This is a genomic window from Streptomyces sp. NPDC054834, from assembly GCF_053611185.1.
Genome location: NZ_JBSGZV010000005.1, coordinates 141949 through 160115, shown reverse-complemented (window position 1 = coordinate 160115; position 18167 = coordinate 141949). Strand labels below are relative to the sequence as shown.

The window sequence follows — 18167 nt, the reverse complement described above, 5'->3', positions numbered from 1 at the left end:
CGCTAGTCAGCCCGGCGAACACCCGCATTCACGCAGCTCTGCACGCCCCGGTGTGCGCCCCTCGGCGCACCCGGCGCGCTCTCGTCGTCACCCTCATTCCTGGAGTCCGCGATGGCCACTCCCCTGTCCGACACCCCTCTGTCCCAGCTCAAGACCATTGCCGTCGTCGGCCTCGGCACCATGGGCACCGGCATCGCCGAGGTCCTCGCCAAGGCCGGCCGCGAGGTGATCGGCATCGACATCAGCGAGGCCCAGGCCGCGAGGTCCGTCGCCGCGCTGGAGTCCTCCACCGCCCGCGCCGTGCGGCGCGGGAAGCTCACCGAGCAGGACCGCGCGGACCTCCTCGGCCGGGTGCGCACCGCGACCGAGCTCACGGCCGCCGCCGACGCCGACCTGGTCATCGAGGTGGCCCCGGAGTCGTACGAGGTCAAGCACCAGATCTTCCGTGAACTCGACGGCGTCGTGCGGCCGGAGACGATCCTGGCGACCGGCACCAACGCCCTGTCGGTGACCCGCCTGGCCGCCGACTCCGCCCGTCCGGAGCGCGTGCTGGGCCTGCACTTCTTCAACCCGGCCCCGGCGATGAAGCTGGTCGAGGTCGTCTCCTCCGTGCTGACCGCGCCGACGGCCGTCGCCGCGGTCACGAATCTCGCCCTCGACCTGGGCAAGGAGCCCGTCGCGGTCGGTGACCGCCCCGGCTTCGTCGCGGACGGCCTGCTGTTCGGCTACCTCAACCAGGCCGCCGCGATGTACGAGGCGAAGTACGCCTCCCGCGAGGACATCGACGCCGCGATGCGGCTCGGCTGCGGCCTGCCGATGGGCCCCCTCGCTCTGCTGGACCTGATCGGCATCGACACCGCGCGGACCGTCCTGGACGCCATGTACGCCGAGTCCCGCGACCGGCTGCACGCCCCCGCCCCGATCCTGAAGCAGCTCAGCGAGGCGGGCCTGACCGGCCGCAAGTCGGGGCGCGGTTTCTACACGTACGAGGCGCCGGGCAGCGCCACCGTCGTGCCGGACGCCCTGACACCCGGTTCCGCCGGCTCCGGGACCTCCGGCCGTCCGGTCCGCTCCGTGGGTGTCGCGGGCTCCGGCACCATGGCCTCCGGCATCGCCGAGGTCTTCGCCAAGGCCGGGTACGACGTCGTTCTGGCCGCCCGCAGCGAGGAGAAGGCGCAGACCGCGAAGGCCCGCATCGGCAAGTCCCTGGCCCGCTCTGTCGACAAGGGCCGGCTGACCGCCGAGGCCGCCGCCGAGACCCTGGACCGGATCACCCCGGCGGGCTCCTACGACGCCTTCGCGGACGTGGACCTGGCCGTCGAGGCGGTCGCCGAGGACCTGGAGGTCAAGCAGCAGCTGTTCGCGACGCTGGACAAGGTCTGCAAGCAGGGCGCGGTCCTGGCGACCACGACCTCCTCGCTGCCGGTCGTCGCCTGCGCCCGCGCCACCTCGCGTCCGCAGGACGTGATCGGCATGCACTTCTTCAACCCGGCGCCGGCGATGAAGCTGGTCGAGGTCGTCCGTACGGTGCTGACGGCCGAGGACGTCCACGCCACGGTCCGCGAGGTCTGCGTCAGGATCAGGAAGCACGCGGTGGACTGCGGTGACCGCGCGGGTTTCATCGTGAACGCGCTGCTGTTCCCGTACCTGAACAACGCGGTCAAGATGGTGCAGGAGCACTACGCGTCCCTGGACGACATCGACGCGGCGATGAAGCTGGGCGGCGGCTACCCGATGGGCCCCTTCGAGCTCCTGGACGTGGTCGGGCTCGACGTCTCCCTGGCGATCGAGAAGGTGCTGCACCGCGAGTTCCGTGACCCGGGGCTGGCCCCGGCGCCGCTCCTGGAGCACTTGGTGGCCGCGGGCTGCCTCGGCCGCAAGACCGGCCGCGGCTTCCGCGAATATGCCCGCCGCTGACCGTCCCGGGGACTGGGGCGGACTGCTCGACTCGGCTGCGTCTCCTCCGCCCACCCGACCCGGCGGCCCCCCGTCCACCCGACCCGGCGGCCCCCCGCCCTCCCAGGGCGGGGGAAACCCCGGACCTGCGCATCGAGCTGCGCGCATGCAGTACGTTCGGGTCATGTCCCAGCCCGCCAAGTCCTCCCGTACACCAGCCACGCCCGACGCGCCGGAGAGTGCCGCAGGCGGCCGTGCCGCCGCCCAGCGGCTCAAGATGCGCCGAGAACTGGCGGCAGCCGCGATGGAGCTGTTCGCGACCAAGGGGTACGAGGCGACCACCGTCGACGAGATCGCGGCCGCGGCCGGGGTCGCGCGCCGCACCTTCTTCCGCCACTTCCGCTCCAAGGAAGAGGCGATCTTCCCCGACCACGACGACACACTGATCCGCGCCGAGGCGGTCCTCAACGCCGCCCCCGCCCACGAGCACCCGCTCGACACCGTGTGCCGCGGCATCAAGGAAGTCATGAAGATGTACGCGGCCCGGCCGGAGATCTCGGTCGCCCGCTACAAGCTGACGCGCGAGGTGCCCACCCTGCGTGAGGCGGAGATCGCGTCGGTGGCCCGCTACGAGCGTCTGTTCACCCGCTACCTCCTCGGCCACTTCGACGAGCACGCGCACGACGACGACGCCAACGACGACCCGCTGCTGGCGGAGGTCGCCGCGTCCGCCGTGGTCACCGCCCACAACCACGTCCTGCGCCGCTGGCTCAGGGCCGACGGGCAGGGCGATGTCGAGGCCCAGCTCGACCACGCCTTCGCGATCGTGCGGAAGACCTTCGGCACCGGCATCGGCGCCGGCCGCGACACCGCCCCCAGGCCGGCCCCGGCGGCGGTCGCCTCGGGCGGCGAGGTGCTGGTGACGGTCGCGCGCACCGACGCCCCGCTGGACGAGGTCATGCGGGCCATCGAGGAGGCTCTCAAGGACCGCTGAGCGCGCCCTCCGGCACCCTTCGCCGCTGTGATGACGGCCACCCCACCGGGTGGCCGTTTTGGCATGTCAGGGCACCTTTTCGCGCGGATTTCAGGGCCCGTTCGATCGATCATCGCTCATTTGTTACGTAAAGATTTCAGGTGAGAGGAAGTTCTGGCACTCAGTGCCTTGCGACATGACACGGGGTGTCATACGTTGAAGGAGTCCGGGCGGCCGGCGCGCAGCGACCTTTCGCGCGTCGGCTGTCCCCGCAAGCCGGACGGCCTGCGCGCCCGGACGCCTGCGTCACAGGCAACCTCCCGCGCCACAAAGCGCTGCCGAAGCACCACCGCCGAACCGACGGCACTCCTCACCAACCCTCAGCAGCACTCATCGCAGCACCGACGAACCCTCAGCGCCCCTCCCTCAGGGCGCTCACCGCCGGAGGCAACACCGTGACCGTGAAGGACATCCTGGACGCGATCCAGTCGAAGGACGCCACGTCCGCCGACTTCGCCGCTCTGCCGCTCCCCGAGTCGTACCGCGCGATCACCGTGCACAAGGACGAGACGGAGATGTTCGCGGGCCTCGCGACCCGCGACAAGGACCCGCGCAAGTCGATCCACCTCGACGAGGTGCCGCTGCCCGAGCTCGGCCCGGGCGAGGCCCTGGTGGCCGTCATGGCCTCCTCGGTCAACTACAACTCCGTGTGGACGTCGATCTTCGAGCCGCTGTCGACGTTCGGCTTCCTGGAGCGCTACGGCCGCACCAACGAGCTGGCCAAGCGCCACGACCTGCCGTACCACATCATCGGCTCCGACCTCGCGGGCGTCGTCCTGCGCACCGGTCCCGGCGTCAACGCCTGGAAGCCCGGTGACGAGGTCGTCGCGCACTGCCTGAGCGTGGAGCTGGAGTCGAGCGACGGCCACAACGACACCATGCTCGACCCCGAGCAGCGCATCTGGGGCTTCGAGACCAACTTCGGCGGCCTCGCGGAGATCGCGCTCGTCAAGTCGAACCAGCTGATGCCCAAGCCGGACCACCTCAGCTGGGAGGAGGCCGCCGCCCCGGGCCTGGTCAACTCCACCGCCTACCGGCAGCTGGTCTCCCGCAACGGCGCCGGCATGAAGCAGGGCGACAACGTGCTCATCTGGGGCGCGAGCGGCGGCCTCGGCTCGTACGCCACGCAGTTCGCGCTGGCCGGCGGCGCCAACCCCATCTGTGTCGTCTCCAGCCCGCAGAAGGCGGAGATCTGCCGCTCGATGGGCGCCGAGGCGATCATCGACCGCACCGCCGAGGACTACAAGTTCTGGAAGGACGAGCACACCCAGGACCCGAAGGAGTGGAAGCGCTTCGGCAAGCGCATCCGCGAGCTCACCGGCGGCGAGGACGTCGACATCGTCTTCGAGCACCCGGGCCGCGAGACCTTCGGCGCCTCCGTGTACGTCACCCGCAAGGGCGGCACGATCGTCACCTGCGCCTCCACCTCGGGCTACAACCACGAGTACGACAACCGCTACCTGTGGATGTCCCTGAAGCGGATCATCGGCTCCCACTTCGCCAACTACCGCGAGGCCTGGGAGGCCAACCGCCTCATCGCCAAGGGCAAGATCCATCCGACGCTGTCCAAGGTCTACTCCCTGGCGGAGACCGGCCAGGCCGCCTACGACGTGCACCGCAACCTCCACCAGGGCAAGGTCGGCGTCCTGTGCATGGCGCCCGAGGAAGGCCTGGGCGTGCGCGACGAGGAGAAGCGCGCCAAGCACATCGACGCCATCAACCGCTTCCGGAACATCTGAGAGGCGCACATGAGCGAGCGTCAGAAGGACCGGCCGTGGCTGATGCGGACCTACGCCGGTCACTCCACCGCCGAGGCGTCCAACGAGCTGTACCGGCGCAACCTCGCCAAGGGCCAGACCGGCCTGTCGGTCGCGTTCGACCTGCCGACGCAGACCGGCTACGACTCCGACCACATCCTCGCCCGCGGCGAGGTCGGCCGGGTCGGTGTGCCGGTCGCGCACCTCGGTGACATGCGCCGGCTGTTCCAGGACATCCCCCTGGAGCAGATGAACACCTCGATGACGATCAACGCCACGGCCATGTGGCTCCTGGCGCTCTACCAGGTCGTCGCCGAGGAGCAGGGCGCGGACATCACCAAGCTCCAGGGCACGACCCAGAACGACATCGTCAAGGAGTACCTGTCCCGGGGCACCCATGTGTTCCCGCCGGCGCCGTCGCTCCGTCTGACGACCGACATGATCGCGTACACGGTCTCCCACATACCGAAGTGGAACCCGATCAACATCTGCAGCTACCACCTGCAGGAGGCGGGCGCCACGCCGGTCCAGGAGATCGCGTACGCGATGTCCACCGCGATCGCCGTCCTCGACGCCGTGCGCGACTCCGGGCAGGTGCCGCAGGAGCGCATGGGCGATGTCGTCGGCCGTATCTCCTTCTTCGTGAACGCGGGCGTCCGCTTCGTCGAGGAGATGTGCAAGATGCGCGCCTTCGGCCGGATCTGGGACCGGATCACCCGCGAGCGCTACGGCATCGAGGACCCCAAGCACCGCCGCTTCCGCTACGGCGTCCAGGTCAACTCCCTCGGCCTGACCGAGGCGCAGCCCGAGAACAACGTCCAGCGGATCGTGCTCGAGATGCTGGCCGTGACCCTCTCCAAGGACGCACGCGCGCGTGCCGTGCAGCTGCCCGCCTGGAACGAGGCCCTGGGCCTGCCCCGGCCCTGGGACCAGCAGTGGAGCCTGCGCATCCAGCAGGTGCTCGCGCACGAGAGCGATCTGCTGGAGTACGAGGACATCTTCGAGGGCTCGACGGTGATCGAGGCGAAGGTGGGCGAGCTCGTCGAGGAGTCCCTCGCGGAGATCGAGCGGATCCAGGAGATGGGCGGCGCGATGGCCGCCGTGGAGTCCGGCTACCTCAAGTCGCAGCTGGTCGCCTCGCACGCCGAGCGCCGGGCCCGGATCGAGTCCGGGCAGGAGAAGATCATCGGCGTCAACATCTTCGAGACCACCGAGCCGAACCCGCTCACCGCCGACCTGGACACCGCGATCCAGACCGTCGACCCGGCGGTCGAGGCCCGCGTCATCGCCTCGCTCCAGCACTGGCGCGACACGCGGTACCAGCCGCCCTTCAACCACCCGCGCCCGTGCAAGGCGCTGGAGCGGCTGAAGGAGGCCGCCAAGGGCACCGACAACCTGATGGAGGCCACCCTGGAGTGCGCCCGCGCCGGGGTCACGACCGGCGAGTGGGCGGGTGCGCTGCGCGAGGTGTTCGGGGAGTTCCGGGCGCCGACCGGGGTCTCCTCGGCGCCGGTGGCCGTCGCCGCCGAGGCGGGCTCGGCCCTCGCCGACGTCCGCGCCAAGGTGGACGCCACCGCCCGTGAGCTGGGCGTCGGCAAGCTGCGCTTCCTGGTCGGCAAGCCCGGTCTGGACGGGCACTCCAACGGCGCCGAGCAGATCGCCGTACGGGCCCGTGACGCCGGCTTCGAGGTGGTCTACCAGGGCATCCGGCTCACGCCCGAGCAGATCGTGGACGCGGCCCTCGCCGAGGACGTGCACGCGGTGGGTCTGTCGATCCTGTCCGGTTCGCACGCCCAGCTGGTCCCGGACGTGCTCGAACGGCTGCGTGTGGCCGGTGCCACAGATATACCGGTGATCGCCGGTGGCATCATCCCCAACGGTGATGCCGAGCAGCTCAGGGCCGCCGGAGTGGCCGCGGTGTTCACCCCGAAGGACTTCGACATCACCGGAATCATCGGCCGCATAGTCGACGAGATCCGGAAAGCGAACAAGCTCGACCCCCTGGAGGTCCCCGCATGACCGTCAACCGTCTTCGTCCACGGCGCTCCTGCCTCGCCGTGCCGGGCAGCAATCCCCGCTTCCTGGAGAAGGCGCAGGGCCTCCCCGCCGACCAGGTCTTCCTGGACCTGGAGGACGCGTGCGCGCCGCTCGCCAAGCCCGAGGCGCGGCACACCATCGTCAAGTTCCTCAACGAGGGCGACTGGACGGGCAAGACGCGGGTCGTGCGCGTCAACGACTGGACGACCGAATGGACGTACCGCGACGTCGTCACGGTCGTCGAGGGCGCCGGCCAGAACCTCGACTGCATCATGCTGCCGAAGGTGCAGACGGCCCAGCAGGTCGTCGCACTGGACCTGCTGCTGACGCAGATCGAGAAGACGATGGGCTTCGAGGTCGGGAAGATCGGCATCGAGGCGCAGATCGAGAACGCGCAGGGCCTCAACAACGTCAACGAGATCGCGCAGGCCTCCCCGCGCGTCGAGACGATCATCTTCGGCCCGGCCGACTTCATGGCCTCGATCAACATGAAGTCGCTGGTCGTGGGCGAGCAGCCGCCCGGCTACCCGGCGGACGCCTACCACTACATCCTGATGAAGATCCTGATGGCCGCCCGCGCCAACAACCTCCAGGCGATCGACGGCCCCTACCTCCAGATCCGCAACATCGACGGCTACCGCGCGGTCGCCCAGCGCGCCGCGGCGCTCGGCTTCGACGGCAAGTGGGTGCTGCACCCGGGCCAGGTCGAGGCGTCCAACGAGATCTTCTCCCCCTCCCAGGAGGACTACGACCACGCGGAGCTGATCCTGGACGCGTACGACTACTACACGTCCGAGGCGGGCGGCAAGAAGGGCTCCGCGATGCTCGGCGACGAGATGATCGACGAGGCCAGCCGCAAGATGGCCCTGGTCATCTCCGGCAAGGGCCGCGCCGCTGGCATGCAGCGCACCAGCAAGTTCGAGATCCCGGAGGCGTGAGGACGATGCAGTTCGGGCGCACCTACGAGGAGTTCGAGGTCGGGGCGACGTACAAGCACTGGCCGGGCAAGACGGTCACCGAGTACGACGACCACCTGTTCTGTCTCCTCACCATGAACCACCACCCGCTCCACATGGACGTCAACTACGCCGAGAAGACCACGGACTTCGGCAAGAACGTCGTCGTGGGCAACTACATCTACTCCCTCCTGCTCGGTATGTCCGTCCCGGACGTCTCGGGGAAGGCGATCGCCAACCTGGAGATCGAGTCGCTCAAGCACGTGGCGCCGACCTTCCACGGCGACACGATCTACGGCGAGACGACCGTCCTCGACAAGTGGCCGTCGAAGTCGAAGAACGACCGCGGCATCGTCTACGTCGAGACCAAGGGCTACAAGCAGGACGGCACCCTCGTGTGCGTATTCCGCCGCAAGGTGATGGTGCCGACCGAGACGTACATCAAGGAGCGCGGCGGCGAGCAGCCGGGCCGCCCGGAGCTGACCGCGCCTGCGGAAAAGAAGTCGGAGAAGTAAGCCATGGCCCGTCTCGCCCAGACCGCCGGTCTGACCGACGTCCAGCAGGAGATCCTCTCCACCGTTCGGGACTTTGTCGACAAGGAGATCATTCCGGTCGCGACCGAGCTCGAGCACCGCGACGAGTATCCGCAAGCGATCGTGGACGGCCTGAAGGAACTCGGCCTCTTCGGTCTGATGATCCCCGAGGAGTACGGGGGCCTGGGCGAGTCGCTCCTCACCTACGCCCTGTGCGTCGAGGAGATCGCCCGCGGCTGGATGTCGGTCTCCGGCATCATCAACACGCACTTCATCGTGGCGTACATGCTCAAGCAGCACGGCACGCAGGAGCAGAAGGACCACTTCCTGCCCCGGATGGCGGCCGGTGACATCCGGGGCGCGTTCTCGATGTCCGAGCCGGGCCTCGGTTCCGATGTGTCGGCGATCACATCGAAGGCGGTCAAGGACGGCGACGAGTACGTCCTGAACGGCCAGAAGATGTGGCTGACGAACGGCGGTACCTCGTCCCTGGTGGCCGTCCTGGTCCGAAGTGACGAAGGACACCCCGAGGGCACGGCGCCCCACAAGTCGATGACGACCTTCCTGGTGGAGAAGGAGCCCGGCTTCGGCGAGCCCCGCCCCGGCCTCACCATCCCGGGCAAGATCGACAAAATGGGCTACAAGGGCGTGGACACCACCGAACTGATCATGGACGGGCTGCGGATTCCGGCCAATCGGGTGCTCGGAGGCGTCACCGGTCGAGGTTTTTACCAAATGATGGACGGCGTGGAGGTCGGCCGCGTGAATGTGGCGGCGCGTGGCTGCGGCGTCGCACAGCGTGCGTTCGAGCTGGGTGTCCGGTACGCCCAGCAGCGGCACACCTTCGGCAAGCCGATCGCCCAGCACCAGGCGATCCAGTTCAAGCTCGCGGAGATGGCTACCAAGGTCGAGGCCGCGCATGCCATGATGGTCAACGCCGCACGCAAAAAGGACTCCGGCGAGCGAAACGACCTCGAGGCAGGGATGGCGAAGTACCTCGCCTCCGAGTACTGCAAGGAAGTCGTGGAGGACTCTTTCCGGATCCACGGCGGCTACGGCTTCTCCAAGGAGTACGAGATCGAGCGCCTCTATCGTGAGGCTCCGATGCTGCTCATCGGTGAAGGCACCGCCGAGATCCAGAAAATGATCATCGGTCGCAGATTGCTCGAAGAGTATCGGTTCCAAGGCTGATTGTCCGGATGCGGGGTGTTTTCTTCGAGAAGAAGATCACACCCCGTCAACGCTCTTCGGCCGCCGACTCGGCTTCCTGGCTTGCCCAGTTGCGGCCCGCGACCGGTACCATCCGGTAAAGCCGCCGTCCCCCGTTCCAGTGCGGCATCATCCGCTACGAAGGTCATCCATGCCCCACAGCCAAACCTCTGCACCTCGCGACAGCCTGGTCGGCACACGCCTCGCGCGCGGAGCATCGCCGTGGCTTCTCCCGACCGTCGCCACCGCAGCCCTCAGCCTGGCCCGCGCACGCCGCTCCGGCGCCGCCAAGGCCGTCGCCGTGCCCGCCACCGCGCTCGCCGCGGGCATGCTGTGGTTCTTCCGCGACCCCGAGCGCGAGATCACCCAAGGCCGGGTCATCTCGCCCGCCGACGGTGTGGTGCAGAGCATCATGCCGTGGAAGGACGGGCGTACCCGCGTCGCGATCTTCATGAGCCCGCTCAACGTCCACGTCAACCGCGCGCCCCTGTCGGGCACGGTGACGTCGGTCGAACACATCCCCGGTGGCTTCGTTCCCGCCTTCAACAAGGAGAGCGAGAACAACGAGCGCGTAGTCTGGCATTTCGACACCGAACTCGGCGACATCGAGATGATCCAGATCGCCGGCGCGGTGGCCCGTCGCATCGTGCCGTACATCCCGCAGGGGACGAAGGTCGAGCAGGGCGACCGTATCGGTCTGATCCGCTTCGGCTCGCGTGTCGACCTCTACCTGCCCGAGGGCGTGGAGGTCGCGGTCGAGGTCGGCCAGAAGACCGTGGCTGGGGTGACTCGCATTGACCGTGATTGATCCGGAGACACAGGCGGGCTGGGTGCCCGAGGCGGATGAGGTGGACGAAGAGGAGGAGATGCCCCTCTCTCTCCGCCTCTCGATAGCGGACACCCTCACCCTCGGCAACGCCACGTGCGGGTTCATGGCGGTGTACTTCACCACCACCGGCATCCTGATCCCGCACCTCACGGGTGACCAGGAAACGGGCATGGGCCGCCACAGCGCGGCCACGGCGGTCATCCTCATGTGCTGCGCGGCGGTCTTCGACCTGTTCGACGGCCTGGTGGCGCGCAAGCTGCGCTCCTCCCCGATGGGCGCGGAGCTGGACAACCTCTCCGACCTGATCAGCTTCGGCCTGGCGCCGGCATACTTCGTGCTGGTCTACGGCATGGTCGCGGACGACGCGCACCAGAGAGTCGCGGCGCTGGGGGCGATCGTGGTGCTCCTGGCCGTGGTGCTGCGCCTGGCGCGCTTCTCGTGCGTGACACCGGCGAACGGCATGTTCCAGGGCATGCCATCGCCGTTCGGCGCGCTGACGGTGGTCTCCATCGTCCTCCTGGAACTCCCCTTCGTGGCGACGCTCCTCGCCATCCTGGGCACGGCGTGGCTGATGGTGAGCCGCGTGGAGTACCCGAAACCGCGGGGCCGCCTCGCGGTCGCGATGCTCTCCTGGATCGTCCTCTCCATGGGTCTCCTGGCCGCCTGGGCCTTCGACGCCCCCAGCGGCCAGCTTCTCCTCCAGACGGGCTGCGCCCTGCAACTCGTCATGGGCGCGGTGATCCCGCTGTTCGCCACGGCCCGCCGGGTGAACAACTTCCGCGACAACCGGCGGGAGGCGCGGGCGGCCCAACTGCCGTAGCGCACACACCGACGTTGGCCCTGGACCCCACCGGTCCGGGGCCTTCCGTCTTTTCCACCCCGCGCGGCACGCCCCCCGCCTGCCAGGAACCCCGCCCATTCCATTACGAGCCAGTCCAGGACGCCGACACGGCAGCCCAGGACGAATCCCCGCACAAGACGAGCCCCAGGCCCGCAGCCCCACGCCAAAAAGAGAGGGCAAATCCCTGAGGGAGGCGCAGGGAACGCAGTCCCGCCGGGGGTCTGGGGCGCAGCCGCGGGAGGAGCGCAGGGGACGCAGTCCCCGCCTGGGGCCAGGGGCGCAGCCCGGCAGAGGGACAGGGGCGGAGCCCCGCAGGGGGTCTGGGGCGCAGCCCCGGCAAAGGTGCAGGGGACGCAGTCCCCGCCGGGGCGCGGGCGTGCCGGTGGCCGCCGCCGACCGCTGCGGCGGGACCACGGCAGAGGCACAGGGGACGCAGTCCCCGCCCGGGGTCTGGGGCGCAGCCCCGGTGGGGTTGAAGGGGCGGAGCCCCTGGGGATGGGAAAGGGCAGGGGCGGCGGGGGCGAGGAACGCCTGGGGTCAGGCCAGGAAGTCCTGGGCGATGGCCTCGGCCACGCGTTCGAGGATCGGACCCGCGTCCGCGATGCACACGGCGACGTCCGGCTCGACGCCGGTCAGCGGGTAGGCCCGCCGGATCCCGGCCCGCCCGAGCGCCTCCGGCGGCAGGGCCAGCCGGCCGCACACCGCGACGACCTCCTTGCCCGCGGCCCGCGCCGCGGCGGCCACCCCCGCGGGCGCCTTCCCGTGCAGGGTCTGCTCGTCCAGGGAGCCCTCACCGGTGATCACCAGCTCCGCCCACGCCAGCGCCGGCGCGAAGCCGAGCACGTCGAGCATCACCTCGATGCCGGGACGGAACACGGCACCGAGGAGCAGAGCACCGTATCCGATGCCACCCGCCGCACCCGCCCCCGCGGACGCCGCGTACTCCGCCGCCTCCGGCCCGACCGCCGCTTCCAGCACCTTCGCGTAGTGCGCCAGCGCCGCGTCCAGCGCCTCCACATCGTCCGGCGAGGCTCCCTTCTGCGGCCCGTACACCGCGGGCGCCCCCTTCGGCCCGGTCAGCGGATTGTCCACGTCGCTGGCCAGCACGAACTCGACCGAGGACAGCCGCGGGTCCAGACCCGACAGGTCCGCGCGCGCGAGATCGGCCAGACCGCCCCCGCCCGGCGGGACCGGCTCCCCCTCCTCGTCCAGGAACCGCGCCCCCAGCGCCGTCAGCATCCCGGCCCCGCCGTCCGTCGTCGCGCTGCCGCCGACGCCGAACACGATGGTCCGCGCCCCCGCGTCCAGCGCGGCCCGCAGCAGCTCCCCGGAGCCGTACGTGGAGGCCGTGAGCGGCGCGAAGACCCCGGCCGGCAGCCGCTGCAACCCGCTCGCCTCGGCCATCTCCACCACCGCGGTGCCGCCGCGCAGCGCGAACGCGGCGGTCACGTCCTGCCCCAGCGGCCCCGCGACCCGGACCTCGCGCCGTTCGAAGCTGGCGGCCACCGCCGCGTCCACGGTCCCGTCACCCCCGTCGGCGACGGGCAGCGCCTCCACCTCGACGTCCGGCACGACCCGGCGCAGACCGGCCGTCACCCGCTCGGCGACCTGCACGGCCGTCAGCGAGCCCTTGAACTTGTCCGCGGCGACGAGCACCCGCCGGGTCCCGTCCACAGAAGCGTCCGCCACCTTGTATTCCCCTTGCTCTCCGGGCCCGTCGCACGTCAGGGCCAGTCGCGCCGCTGTGACCTTAACCGGGGAAGCCCCCCGCCGTCATGCCCAGCCAAAACCCTGGGAACCTCCTGGCACCAAGCTGTGCGCGCCCGGTAAACCGGGTACACCTCAGCCATGACAGCTGTGGGCACCGAGCCGGAACTCGCCGACCGCGTCCTGGGCGGCTGGCTGGGGCGGATCGCCGGGAACATGCTCGGCAAGCCGGTCGAACAGGGCGAGGTGTGGACGCGCGACCGCATCGACCGCTACCTGCGGCTGGCCGCCGCCCTGCCGCTCACCGACTACCTTCCGGAACCGGCCGACGAGACCGACGGCCTCGAACTGCGCCCCGAGTGGCGCGAGTGCGTGCGCGGCCGTATCCACGGCAGCTGCCGCGACGACGACGTCGACTACGCGATCCTCGGCCTGCACCTGCTGGAGACCCACGGCTTCGACTTCAGCACCGAGCAGGTCGGCGATCTGTGGCTGCTGCGGCTGCCGTACCTTCAGACGTTCACGGCGGAGCGGGCCACGTACCGCAACCTCGCCAACGGGCTCAAGCCGCCACTGACGGCCACGTACGACAACCCGTACCAGGAGTGGATCGGCGCCCTGATCCGCGCCGACGTCTACGGCTGGACCTGCCCGGGCGCCCCGCGCCGTGCCGCCGATCTGGCCCGCCGGGACGCGGTGCTGTCCCACACCGGCAACGGCGTGTACGCGGCGATGTTCGCGGCGGCGCTGATCTCGGCCGCGTTCACCGCCCCGACCGTGCGCCACGCCCTCGACACGGCGCTCACCGTCGTCCCGGCGAGCAGCCGCCTGGCCCGTACCGTACGCCGGGTCGCCACCCTGCACGAGACCCGGATGACGTGGCAGGACACCCTCGCCACGGTGTCCGAGGAGACAGCCGGGCTCGGCTGGATCCACACCGTCCCGAACGTGGCCGTACTCACCGCCGGCCTGCTGTACGGCGACGGCGACTTCACCCGCACCATCACCCTCACCGTCCGCGGCGGCCTGGACACCGACTCCAACGGTGCCACGGCCGGGTCGGTGGCCGGGGTCCTGAACGGTGCGGCGGCCATCCCGGCCCAGTGGAAGGACCCACTGGAGGACACCGTCCGCAGCGCGGTGTTCGGCTTCGACGGCGTACGAATCAGTGCGCTGGCGGAACGCACCCTGCGCCTGGCCACGGCGGACGGCCGGCGGGCGGCGTCTGGTTACCCTGCTTGAATGACCACCACCGAAGACTTCGCCACGTACATCGCCGGCCTGCCGCGTGTCCTCGCCGGTGCCGCCGCCCTCTTCCGGGACGCCGAGGGGCGGGTACTGCTCGTCGAGCCGAACTACCGCGAGGGCTGGGCCCTGCCGGGCGGCACCGTCGAGTCGGACGACGGGGAGACACCGCGCCAGGGGGCGCGCCGCGAGACGCTGGAGGAGATCGGGCTCGACGTGGAGCTCGGCCGGCTGCTGGCGGTGGACTGGGTGCACGGGACGGGACGGCCGCCGCTGGTGGCGTACCTCTACGACGGCGGAGTGCTCGCCGAGGACGACTTCAAGGCGATCCGCCTCCAGGAGGAGGAACTCCTGTCCTGGCGTCTCGTCCCCCGCGAGGAGCTCACCGCCCACCTGCCCGGCTCCCTGGGCCGCCGCGTCCTCGCCGGCCTGGACGTGCTGGCGGAGGGTGCGGGGACGGCGGAGCTGGAGAACGGCCACCGCGTCGGCTGACCGGCCTTCCGATATATCCCATTCATCTCATTTGTCGGCCAAGATCGGTTTAAGGGCGGGCTGCGCAGGGACTCGGGCCGTCGGGCGCGCATATGGACGCAGGCGCGCGTGGACGCGATGGAGGAGGACGATCCCATGAGCACCCCGCATCCCGAAGGCGACGCACAGGTCGACGCGACCGCGGCGGCCGAGGACACCCAGGCAGCGCTGATCGATCTCGCGAACAGCGTCGCCCTGGTCCCGCAGGCGCTGCCACCCGAAGGTGAGCAGCCACCCGAAGGCGCTCTCGCCCTGCCGGTGATCGAGCAGGACGGCAACCGGTACGTCCCCGTCTTCACCTCGGACGACTCGCTGGCGGCCGCCGGGGCCGACCCGGCCACGGCGATCAGGATCCCGGTCGTCGAGCTGGCCGCGAACTGGCCCGACGACGACCTGTGGCTGGCGGTCGACCCGTCCACCGAGGACGGCATCGCCCTCCCCTCCGACCTGGTACGGGCCCTGCCCCGGTTCACCGGGCTCACCTGACCGCCGGCGCCCGATAACCGTTCGCCGCGCCGGGTCCCCCGCCCTACCCTCGCTCCCATGACCAAGCCCCTCGTCGCCCTCCTCAGCGGCGCCGGTATCTCGACCGACTCCGGCATCCCGGACTACCGCGGCCCGGGCGGGCTGTGGCGGCGGGATCCGGAGGCCGAGAAGCTCGTGACGTACGAGTTCTACATGGGCGATCCGGAGATCCGGCGGCGGTCGTGGCAGATGCGGCGGAAGAACCGGACGCTGAAGGCGGAACCGAACGCCGCGCACCGGGCGGTGGCGGAACTGGAGCGGGCCGGGTTCCCGGTGCGGGTGATCACGCAGAACGTGGACGGGCTGCACCAGCTCGCCGGGCTGCCCGCCCGCAAGGTGCTGGAGCTGCACGGCACGGCGCGGAGCGTGGTGTGCACCAACTGCCACGCGCGGGGGCCCATGGAGGACGCCCTCGCCCGGGTCGAGGCCGGTGAGGAGGATCCGCCGTGCCGGGAGTGCGGCGGCGTTCTGAAGTCGGCGACCGTGATGTTCGGGGAGCGGCTCGACCCGGTGGTACTGGGTGACGCCCTGGCGGTCTCCAAGGCCTGCCAGGTGTTCATCGCCGTCGGCAGCAGCCTTCAGGTGCAGCCGGCCGCCGGGCTGGTCGGCGTCGCCGCCGACCACGGCGCCCGGCTGATCATCGTCAACGCCGAGCCGACGCCGTACGACGAACTCGCCGAGGAGGTCGTGCGGGAACCGATCGGCACGGCGCTGCCCCGGCTGCTGTCCGCGATGACGCAGGAGTACGGCGAGGGCTAGAACAGTGCCGTTCCCCGCTCGAAGTCCAGCAGGCGCTGCTTGCGGTTGAGGCCGCCGCCGTAGCCGGTGAGGGATCCGCCCGCGCCGATCACCCGGTGGCAGGGGACGATGATGCCGATCGGGTTCCTGCCGTTGGCCAGGCCCACGGCCCGGGAGGCGCCGGGGTTGCCCAGGGCCTCGGCGAGTTCGCCGTAGGAGCGGGTCTCGCCGAAGGGGATGCGGCGCAGCTGCTCCCAGACGCTGCGCTGGAACGGGGTGCCGTTCAGGCGCAGTTCGAGGCTGAAGTCCTTCAGTTCCCCGGCGAAGTAGGCCTTGAGCTGGTCCTGCGCCTCGGCGAAGGGCGTGTCGTCGCGGTCGCCGAAGGTCTCCTCGGGTGGGCGGTGGCGCTGGTCGGTCATGTAGAGGCCGCACAGGACGCCGTCGTCGTCGGCGACGAGGGTGAGCGGGCCGTAGGGGCTGTCGATGACGGTGTGCTGCTTCATCAGAGGTCCTTAGTGGTCCTGGAAGGTCCTGGTAGATCCTGGAGGTCCTGGAATCCTTGGAGGTCCTTGGAGGTCCTTGCGTGGGCTCGTACGGGCTTATACGGGGAGGAAGTTGATGGGGTGGCTGTCGGTCGCCCACAGGTACTGCACGGCGTACGCCCGCCAGGGCCGCCAGGCCCCCGCGCGGGCGGTGAGGGCGGCCGGGGTGGAGGGCAGGCCCAACTCCTGGGCGGCACGCCGGATTCCGAGGTCGGTGGGGAGGAAGGCGTCGGGGTCGCCGAGGGCGCGCATCGCGATGACGTCGACCGTCCACGGGCCGAAGCCGGGGAGGGAGAGCAGCCGGGCGCGGGCTTCGGCCCAGTCGCTCTCCAGGCCCAAGTGGAGTGATCCGTCGGTGAGTTGGCGGATCAGGTTGGTGAAGGTGGTGCGCCGGGTGCGGGGCATCGCCAGTGCCTCCGGGTCGAGGGCCGCAAGGGCCTCCGGGGGCGGGAACAGGTGGGTGAGGCCGCCTTCGGGGTCGTCGACGGGCTTGCCGTGCGCGGTGACCAGGCGGGCGGCGTGGGTGCGGGCGGCCGCCGTGGAGACCTGCTGGCCCAGCACGGCCCGCATGGCGAACTCCGCCTCGTCGACGGTTCGTGGCACGCGCCGGCCGGGGGCCTTGTCGACCAGGGGCGCGAGGAGCGGGTCGGCGCGCAGCTGGTCGTCGACGGCGACCGGGTCGGCGTCCAGGTCGAGCAGTCGGCGGCAGCGGCTGATGGCGACGGTCAGGTCGCGCAGGTCACTGAGGGTGAGGCGGCAGGCTATGTGGTCCGGCGCGGGAGTCAGCGCGACGATGCCGTGGCCGTACGGCAGCCGGAGCGTGCGCCGGTAGGCGCCGTCCCGCCACTCCTCCACGCCGGGGACGGCGGTGGCCGCGAGGTGCCCGAAGAGGTTGTCGGGGTTGAGCGGGGCGCGGAAGGGCAGGCGCAGCGAGAGTGTGCCCGCTGTGCCGGGGGCGTTCTTCTTCGGTACCCGGGCGCGCAGTTCGCTGGGCGCGAGGGCGAAGACCTCACGGACGGTGTCGTTGAAGGTGCGGATCGAGGAGAATCCGGCCGCGAAGGCGATCTCCGCCATGGGCAGCGGGGTGGTCTCGATGAGCAGGCGGGCGGTCTGGGCGCGCTGGGCGCGGGCGAGCGCGAGCGGGCCGGCGCCCAGCTCGGCGAGGAGCTGGCGCTCGACCTGCCGGGTGCTGTAGCCGAGGCGGCCGGCGAGGCCGGGCACGCCGTCGCGGTCCACGACCCCGTCGGCGATCAGCCGCATGGCGCGGGCCACCAGGTCGGCGCGCTGGTTCCACTCCGGGGAGCCGGGGCTGGTGTCGGGGCGGCAGCGCTTGCAGGCCCGGAAACCGGCCTGCTGGCAGGCCGCCGCGCTCGGGAAGAAGGTCATGTTCTCGGGCTTGGGCGGCACGACCGGGCAGCTGGGCCGGCAGTAGATACGGGTGGTCAGGACGGCGGTGAAGAACCAGCCGTCGAAGCGGGCGTCCTTCGACTGCACGGCGCGCACACAGCGCTCCCGGTCGGCGTGCATCCCTGTCTGCATGCGTCCAGGATCGCGCAGCCGCCCCGGCCGGGCTGGCGGGAATCCGACATCGACCTCGCGTGTGCTGCGTCTGCCCGGATCGCAGGACTCGGCGAGGAAGAGCCGTACGACACGGTCGTCGTCCCGGGCCAGGCGTGCGACGACGATTCCACCGGATGGAAGCCGGCCAAGGAGCGTCCCATGTGGCCCTGGGTGGTCCTGGCGGCGGTCGCGATCGGCGTCGGCATCAACGTCCTTCTCACCGTCTGA

The 18167-nt window shown here is 70.6% G+C and carries 17 protein-coding genes; 14 read left to right on the top strand and 3 right to left on the bottom strand.

The window, feature by feature from the left end; translation table 11 throughout:
- Positions 1-111: 111 nt before the first annotated feature.
- The 9 genes from ACWGJM_RS09600 (at position 112) to pssA (ending at position 11070) form a co-directional block, all read left to right on the top strand.
- Positions 112-1917 (top strand): 3-hydroxyacyl-CoA dehydrogenase family protein, encoded by a 1806-nt coding sequence (locus tag ACWGJM_RS09600; RefSeq protein WP_453411088.1) that lies wholly within the window; start codon positions 112-114, stop codon positions 1915-1917.
- Positions 1918-2080: 163 nt separating this feature from the next.
- Positions 2081-2890 (top strand): TetR family transcriptional regulator, encoded by an 810-nt coding sequence (locus tag ACWGJM_RS09595; protein WP_453411087.1) that lies wholly within the window; start codon positions 2081-2083, stop codon positions 2888-2890.
- A gap of 440 nt (positions 2891-3330) precedes the next feature.
- Positions 3331-4668, top strand: a complete 1338-nt coding sequence (gene ccrA / locus ACWGJM_RS09590) for a crotonyl-CoA carboxylase/reductase (protein ID WP_453411240.1) — start codon at positions 3331-3333, stop codon at positions 4666-4668.
- A gap of 9 nt (positions 4669-4677) precedes the next feature.
- Positions 4678-6705, top strand: coding sequence for a protein meaA (locus ACWGJM_RS09585; protein ID WP_453411086.1), 2028 nt, complete (start codon positions 4678-4680; stop codon positions 6703-6705).
- Complete coding sequence (locus ACWGJM_RS09580) at positions 6702-7661, top strand: HpcH/HpaI aldolase/citrate lyase family protein (protein ID WP_453411085.1); 960 nt, start codon at positions 6702-6704, stop codon at positions 7659-7661. The genes ACWGJM_RS09585 and ACWGJM_RS09580 overlap by 4 nt, the downstream gene beginning before the upstream one ends.
- A 5-nt stretch (positions 7662-7666) precedes the next feature.
- Positions 7667-8194: a MaoC family dehydratase gene (locus ACWGJM_RS09575; protein ID WP_453411239.1), complete on the top strand. Its 528-nt coding sequence runs from the start codon at positions 7667-7669 to the stop codon at positions 8192-8194.
- A 3-nt stretch (positions 8195-8197) separates the two neighbouring features.
- Entirely contained in the window at positions 8198-9403 is a 1206-nt protein-coding gene (locus ACWGJM_RS09570) for an acyl-CoA dehydrogenase family protein (RefSeq protein WP_453411084.1), read from the top strand.
- Between the two features lie 169 nt (positions 9404-9572).
- Positions 9573-10229, top strand: coding sequence for a phosphatidylserine decarboxylase (locus ACWGJM_RS09565; protein WP_453411238.1), 657 nt, complete (start codon positions 9573-9575; stop codon positions 10227-10229).
- A 22-nt stretch (positions 10230-10251) separates the two neighbouring features.
- A complete protein-coding gene (pssA, locus tag ACWGJM_RS09560; protein ID WP_453411237.1) occupies positions 10252-11070 on the top strand; it encodes a CDP-diacylglycerol--serine O-phosphatidyltransferase in 819 nt (272 codons plus the stop codon).
- Between the two features lie 558 nt (positions 11071-11628).
- On the opposite strand, the gene ACWGJM_RS09555 is transcribed toward pssA, so the two are convergent.
- Positions 11629-12747 carry a glycerate kinase gene (locus ACWGJM_RS09555; RefSeq protein ID WP_453411236.1) on the bottom strand — a complete coding sequence of 373 codons (1119 nt, stop codon included), beginning with the start codon at positions 12745-12747 and terminating at the stop codon, positions 11629-11631.
- 192 nt (positions 12748-12939) lie between these two features.
- Between ACWGJM_RS09555 and ACWGJM_RS09550 the strand changes: the two genes are divergently transcribed.
- The 4 genes from ACWGJM_RS09550 (at position 12940) to ACWGJM_RS09535 (ending at position 15858) form a co-directional block, all read left to right on the top strand.
- Positions 12940-14040: an ADP-ribosylglycohydrolase family protein gene (locus tag ACWGJM_RS09550; RefSeq protein ID WP_453411083.1), complete on the top strand. Its 1101-nt coding sequence runs from the start codon at positions 12940-12942 to the stop codon at positions 14038-14040.
- Positions 14041-14535 (top strand): NUDIX domain-containing protein, encoded by a 495-nt coding sequence (locus ACWGJM_RS09545; RefSeq protein WP_453411082.1) that lies wholly within the window; start codon positions 14041-14043, stop codon positions 14533-14535.
- A 135-nt stretch (positions 14536-14670) separates the two neighbouring features.
- Positions 14671-15060, top strand: a complete 390-nt coding sequence (locus ACWGJM_RS09540) for an SseB family protein (RefSeq protein WP_453411081.1) — start codon at positions 14671-14673, stop codon at positions 15058-15060.
- 57 nt (positions 15061-15117) lie between these two features.
- Positions 15118-15858, top strand: a complete 741-nt coding sequence (locus ACWGJM_RS09535) for an SIR2 family NAD-dependent protein deacylase (protein WP_453411080.1) — start codon at positions 15118-15120, stop codon at positions 15856-15858.
- Here ACWGJM_RS09535 and ACWGJM_RS09530 read toward each other — a convergent pair.
- Positions 15855-16340, bottom strand: coding sequence for a methylated-DNA--[protein]-cysteine S-methyltransferase (locus tag ACWGJM_RS09530; RefSeq protein ID WP_453411079.1), 486 nt, complete (start codon positions 16338-16340; stop codon positions 15855-15857). The genes ACWGJM_RS09535 and ACWGJM_RS09530 overlap by 4 nt on opposite strands.
- 96 nt (positions 16341-16436) lie before the next feature.
- Positions 16437-17906 (bottom strand): AlkA N-terminal domain-containing protein, encoded by a 1470-nt coding sequence (locus ACWGJM_RS09525; protein ID WP_453411235.1) that lies wholly within the window; start codon positions 17904-17906, stop codon positions 16437-16439.
- Here ACWGJM_RS09525 and ACWGJM_RS09520 point away from each other — a divergent pair.
- On the top strand, positions 17901-18167 hold the full coding sequence (locus tag ACWGJM_RS09520) for a hypothetical protein (RefSeq protein WP_453411078.1): 267 nt from the start codon (positions 17901-17903) through the stop codon (positions 18165-18167). The two genes, ACWGJM_RS09525 and ACWGJM_RS09520, sit on opposite strands and share 6 nt — an antisense overlap.

Excerpts from the sequence above, each read along its gene's own strand:
- ACWGJM_RS09525 (WP_453411235.1), bottom strand. The coding sequence starts at position 17,906 with ATGCACGCCGACCGGGAGCGCTGTGTGCGCGCCGTGCAGTCGAAGGAC.
- ACWGJM_RS09570 (WP_453411084.1), top strand. The coding sequence starts at position 8,198 with ATGGCCCGTCTCGCCCAGACCGCCGGTCTGACCGACGTCCAGCAGGAG.
- ACWGJM_RS09585 (WP_453411086.1), top strand. The coding sequence starts at position 4,678 with ATGAGCGAGCGTCAGAAGGACCGGCCGTGGCTGATGCGGACCTACGCC.
- ACWGJM_RS09530 (WP_453411079.1), bottom strand. The coding sequence starts at position 16,340 with ATGAAGCAGCACACCGTCATCGACAGCCCCTACGGCCCGCTCACCCTC.
- ACWGJM_RS09595 (WP_453411087.1), top strand. The coding sequence starts at position 2,081 with ATGTCCCAGCCCGCCAAGTCCTCCCGTACACCAGCCACGCCCGACGCG.
- ACWGJM_RS09580 (WP_453411085.1), top strand. The coding sequence starts at position 6,702 with ATGACCGTCAACCGTCTTCGTCCACGGCGCTCCTGCCTCGCCGTGCCG.
- ACWGJM_RS09575 (WP_453411239.1), top strand. The coding sequence starts at position 7,667 with ATGCAGTTCGGGCGCACCTACGAGGAGTTCGAGGTCGGGGCGACGTAC.
- ACWGJM_RS09600 (WP_453411088.1), top strand. The coding sequence starts at position 112 with ATGGCCACTCCCCTGTCCGACACCCCTCTGTCCCAGCTCAAGACCATT.
- ACWGJM_RS09565 (WP_453411238.1), top strand. The coding sequence starts at position 9,573 with ATGCCCCACAGCCAAACCTCTGCACCTCGCGACAGCCTGGTCGGCACA.
- ACWGJM_RS09545 (WP_453411082.1), top strand. The coding sequence starts at position 14,041 with ATGACCACCACCGAAGACTTCGCCACGTACATCGCCGGCCTGCCGCGT.
- ACWGJM_RS09550 (WP_453411083.1), top strand. The coding sequence starts at position 12,940 with ATGACAGCTGTGGGCACCGAGCCGGAACTCGCCGACCGCGTCCTGGGC.
- ACWGJM_RS09535 (WP_453411080.1), top strand. The coding sequence starts at position 15,118 with ATGACCAAGCCCCTCGTCGCCCTCCTCAGCGGCGCCGGTATCTCGACC.
- ACWGJM_RS09540 (WP_453411081.1), top strand. The coding sequence starts at position 14,671 with ATGAGCACCCCGCATCCCGAAGGCGACGCACAGGTCGACGCGACCGCG.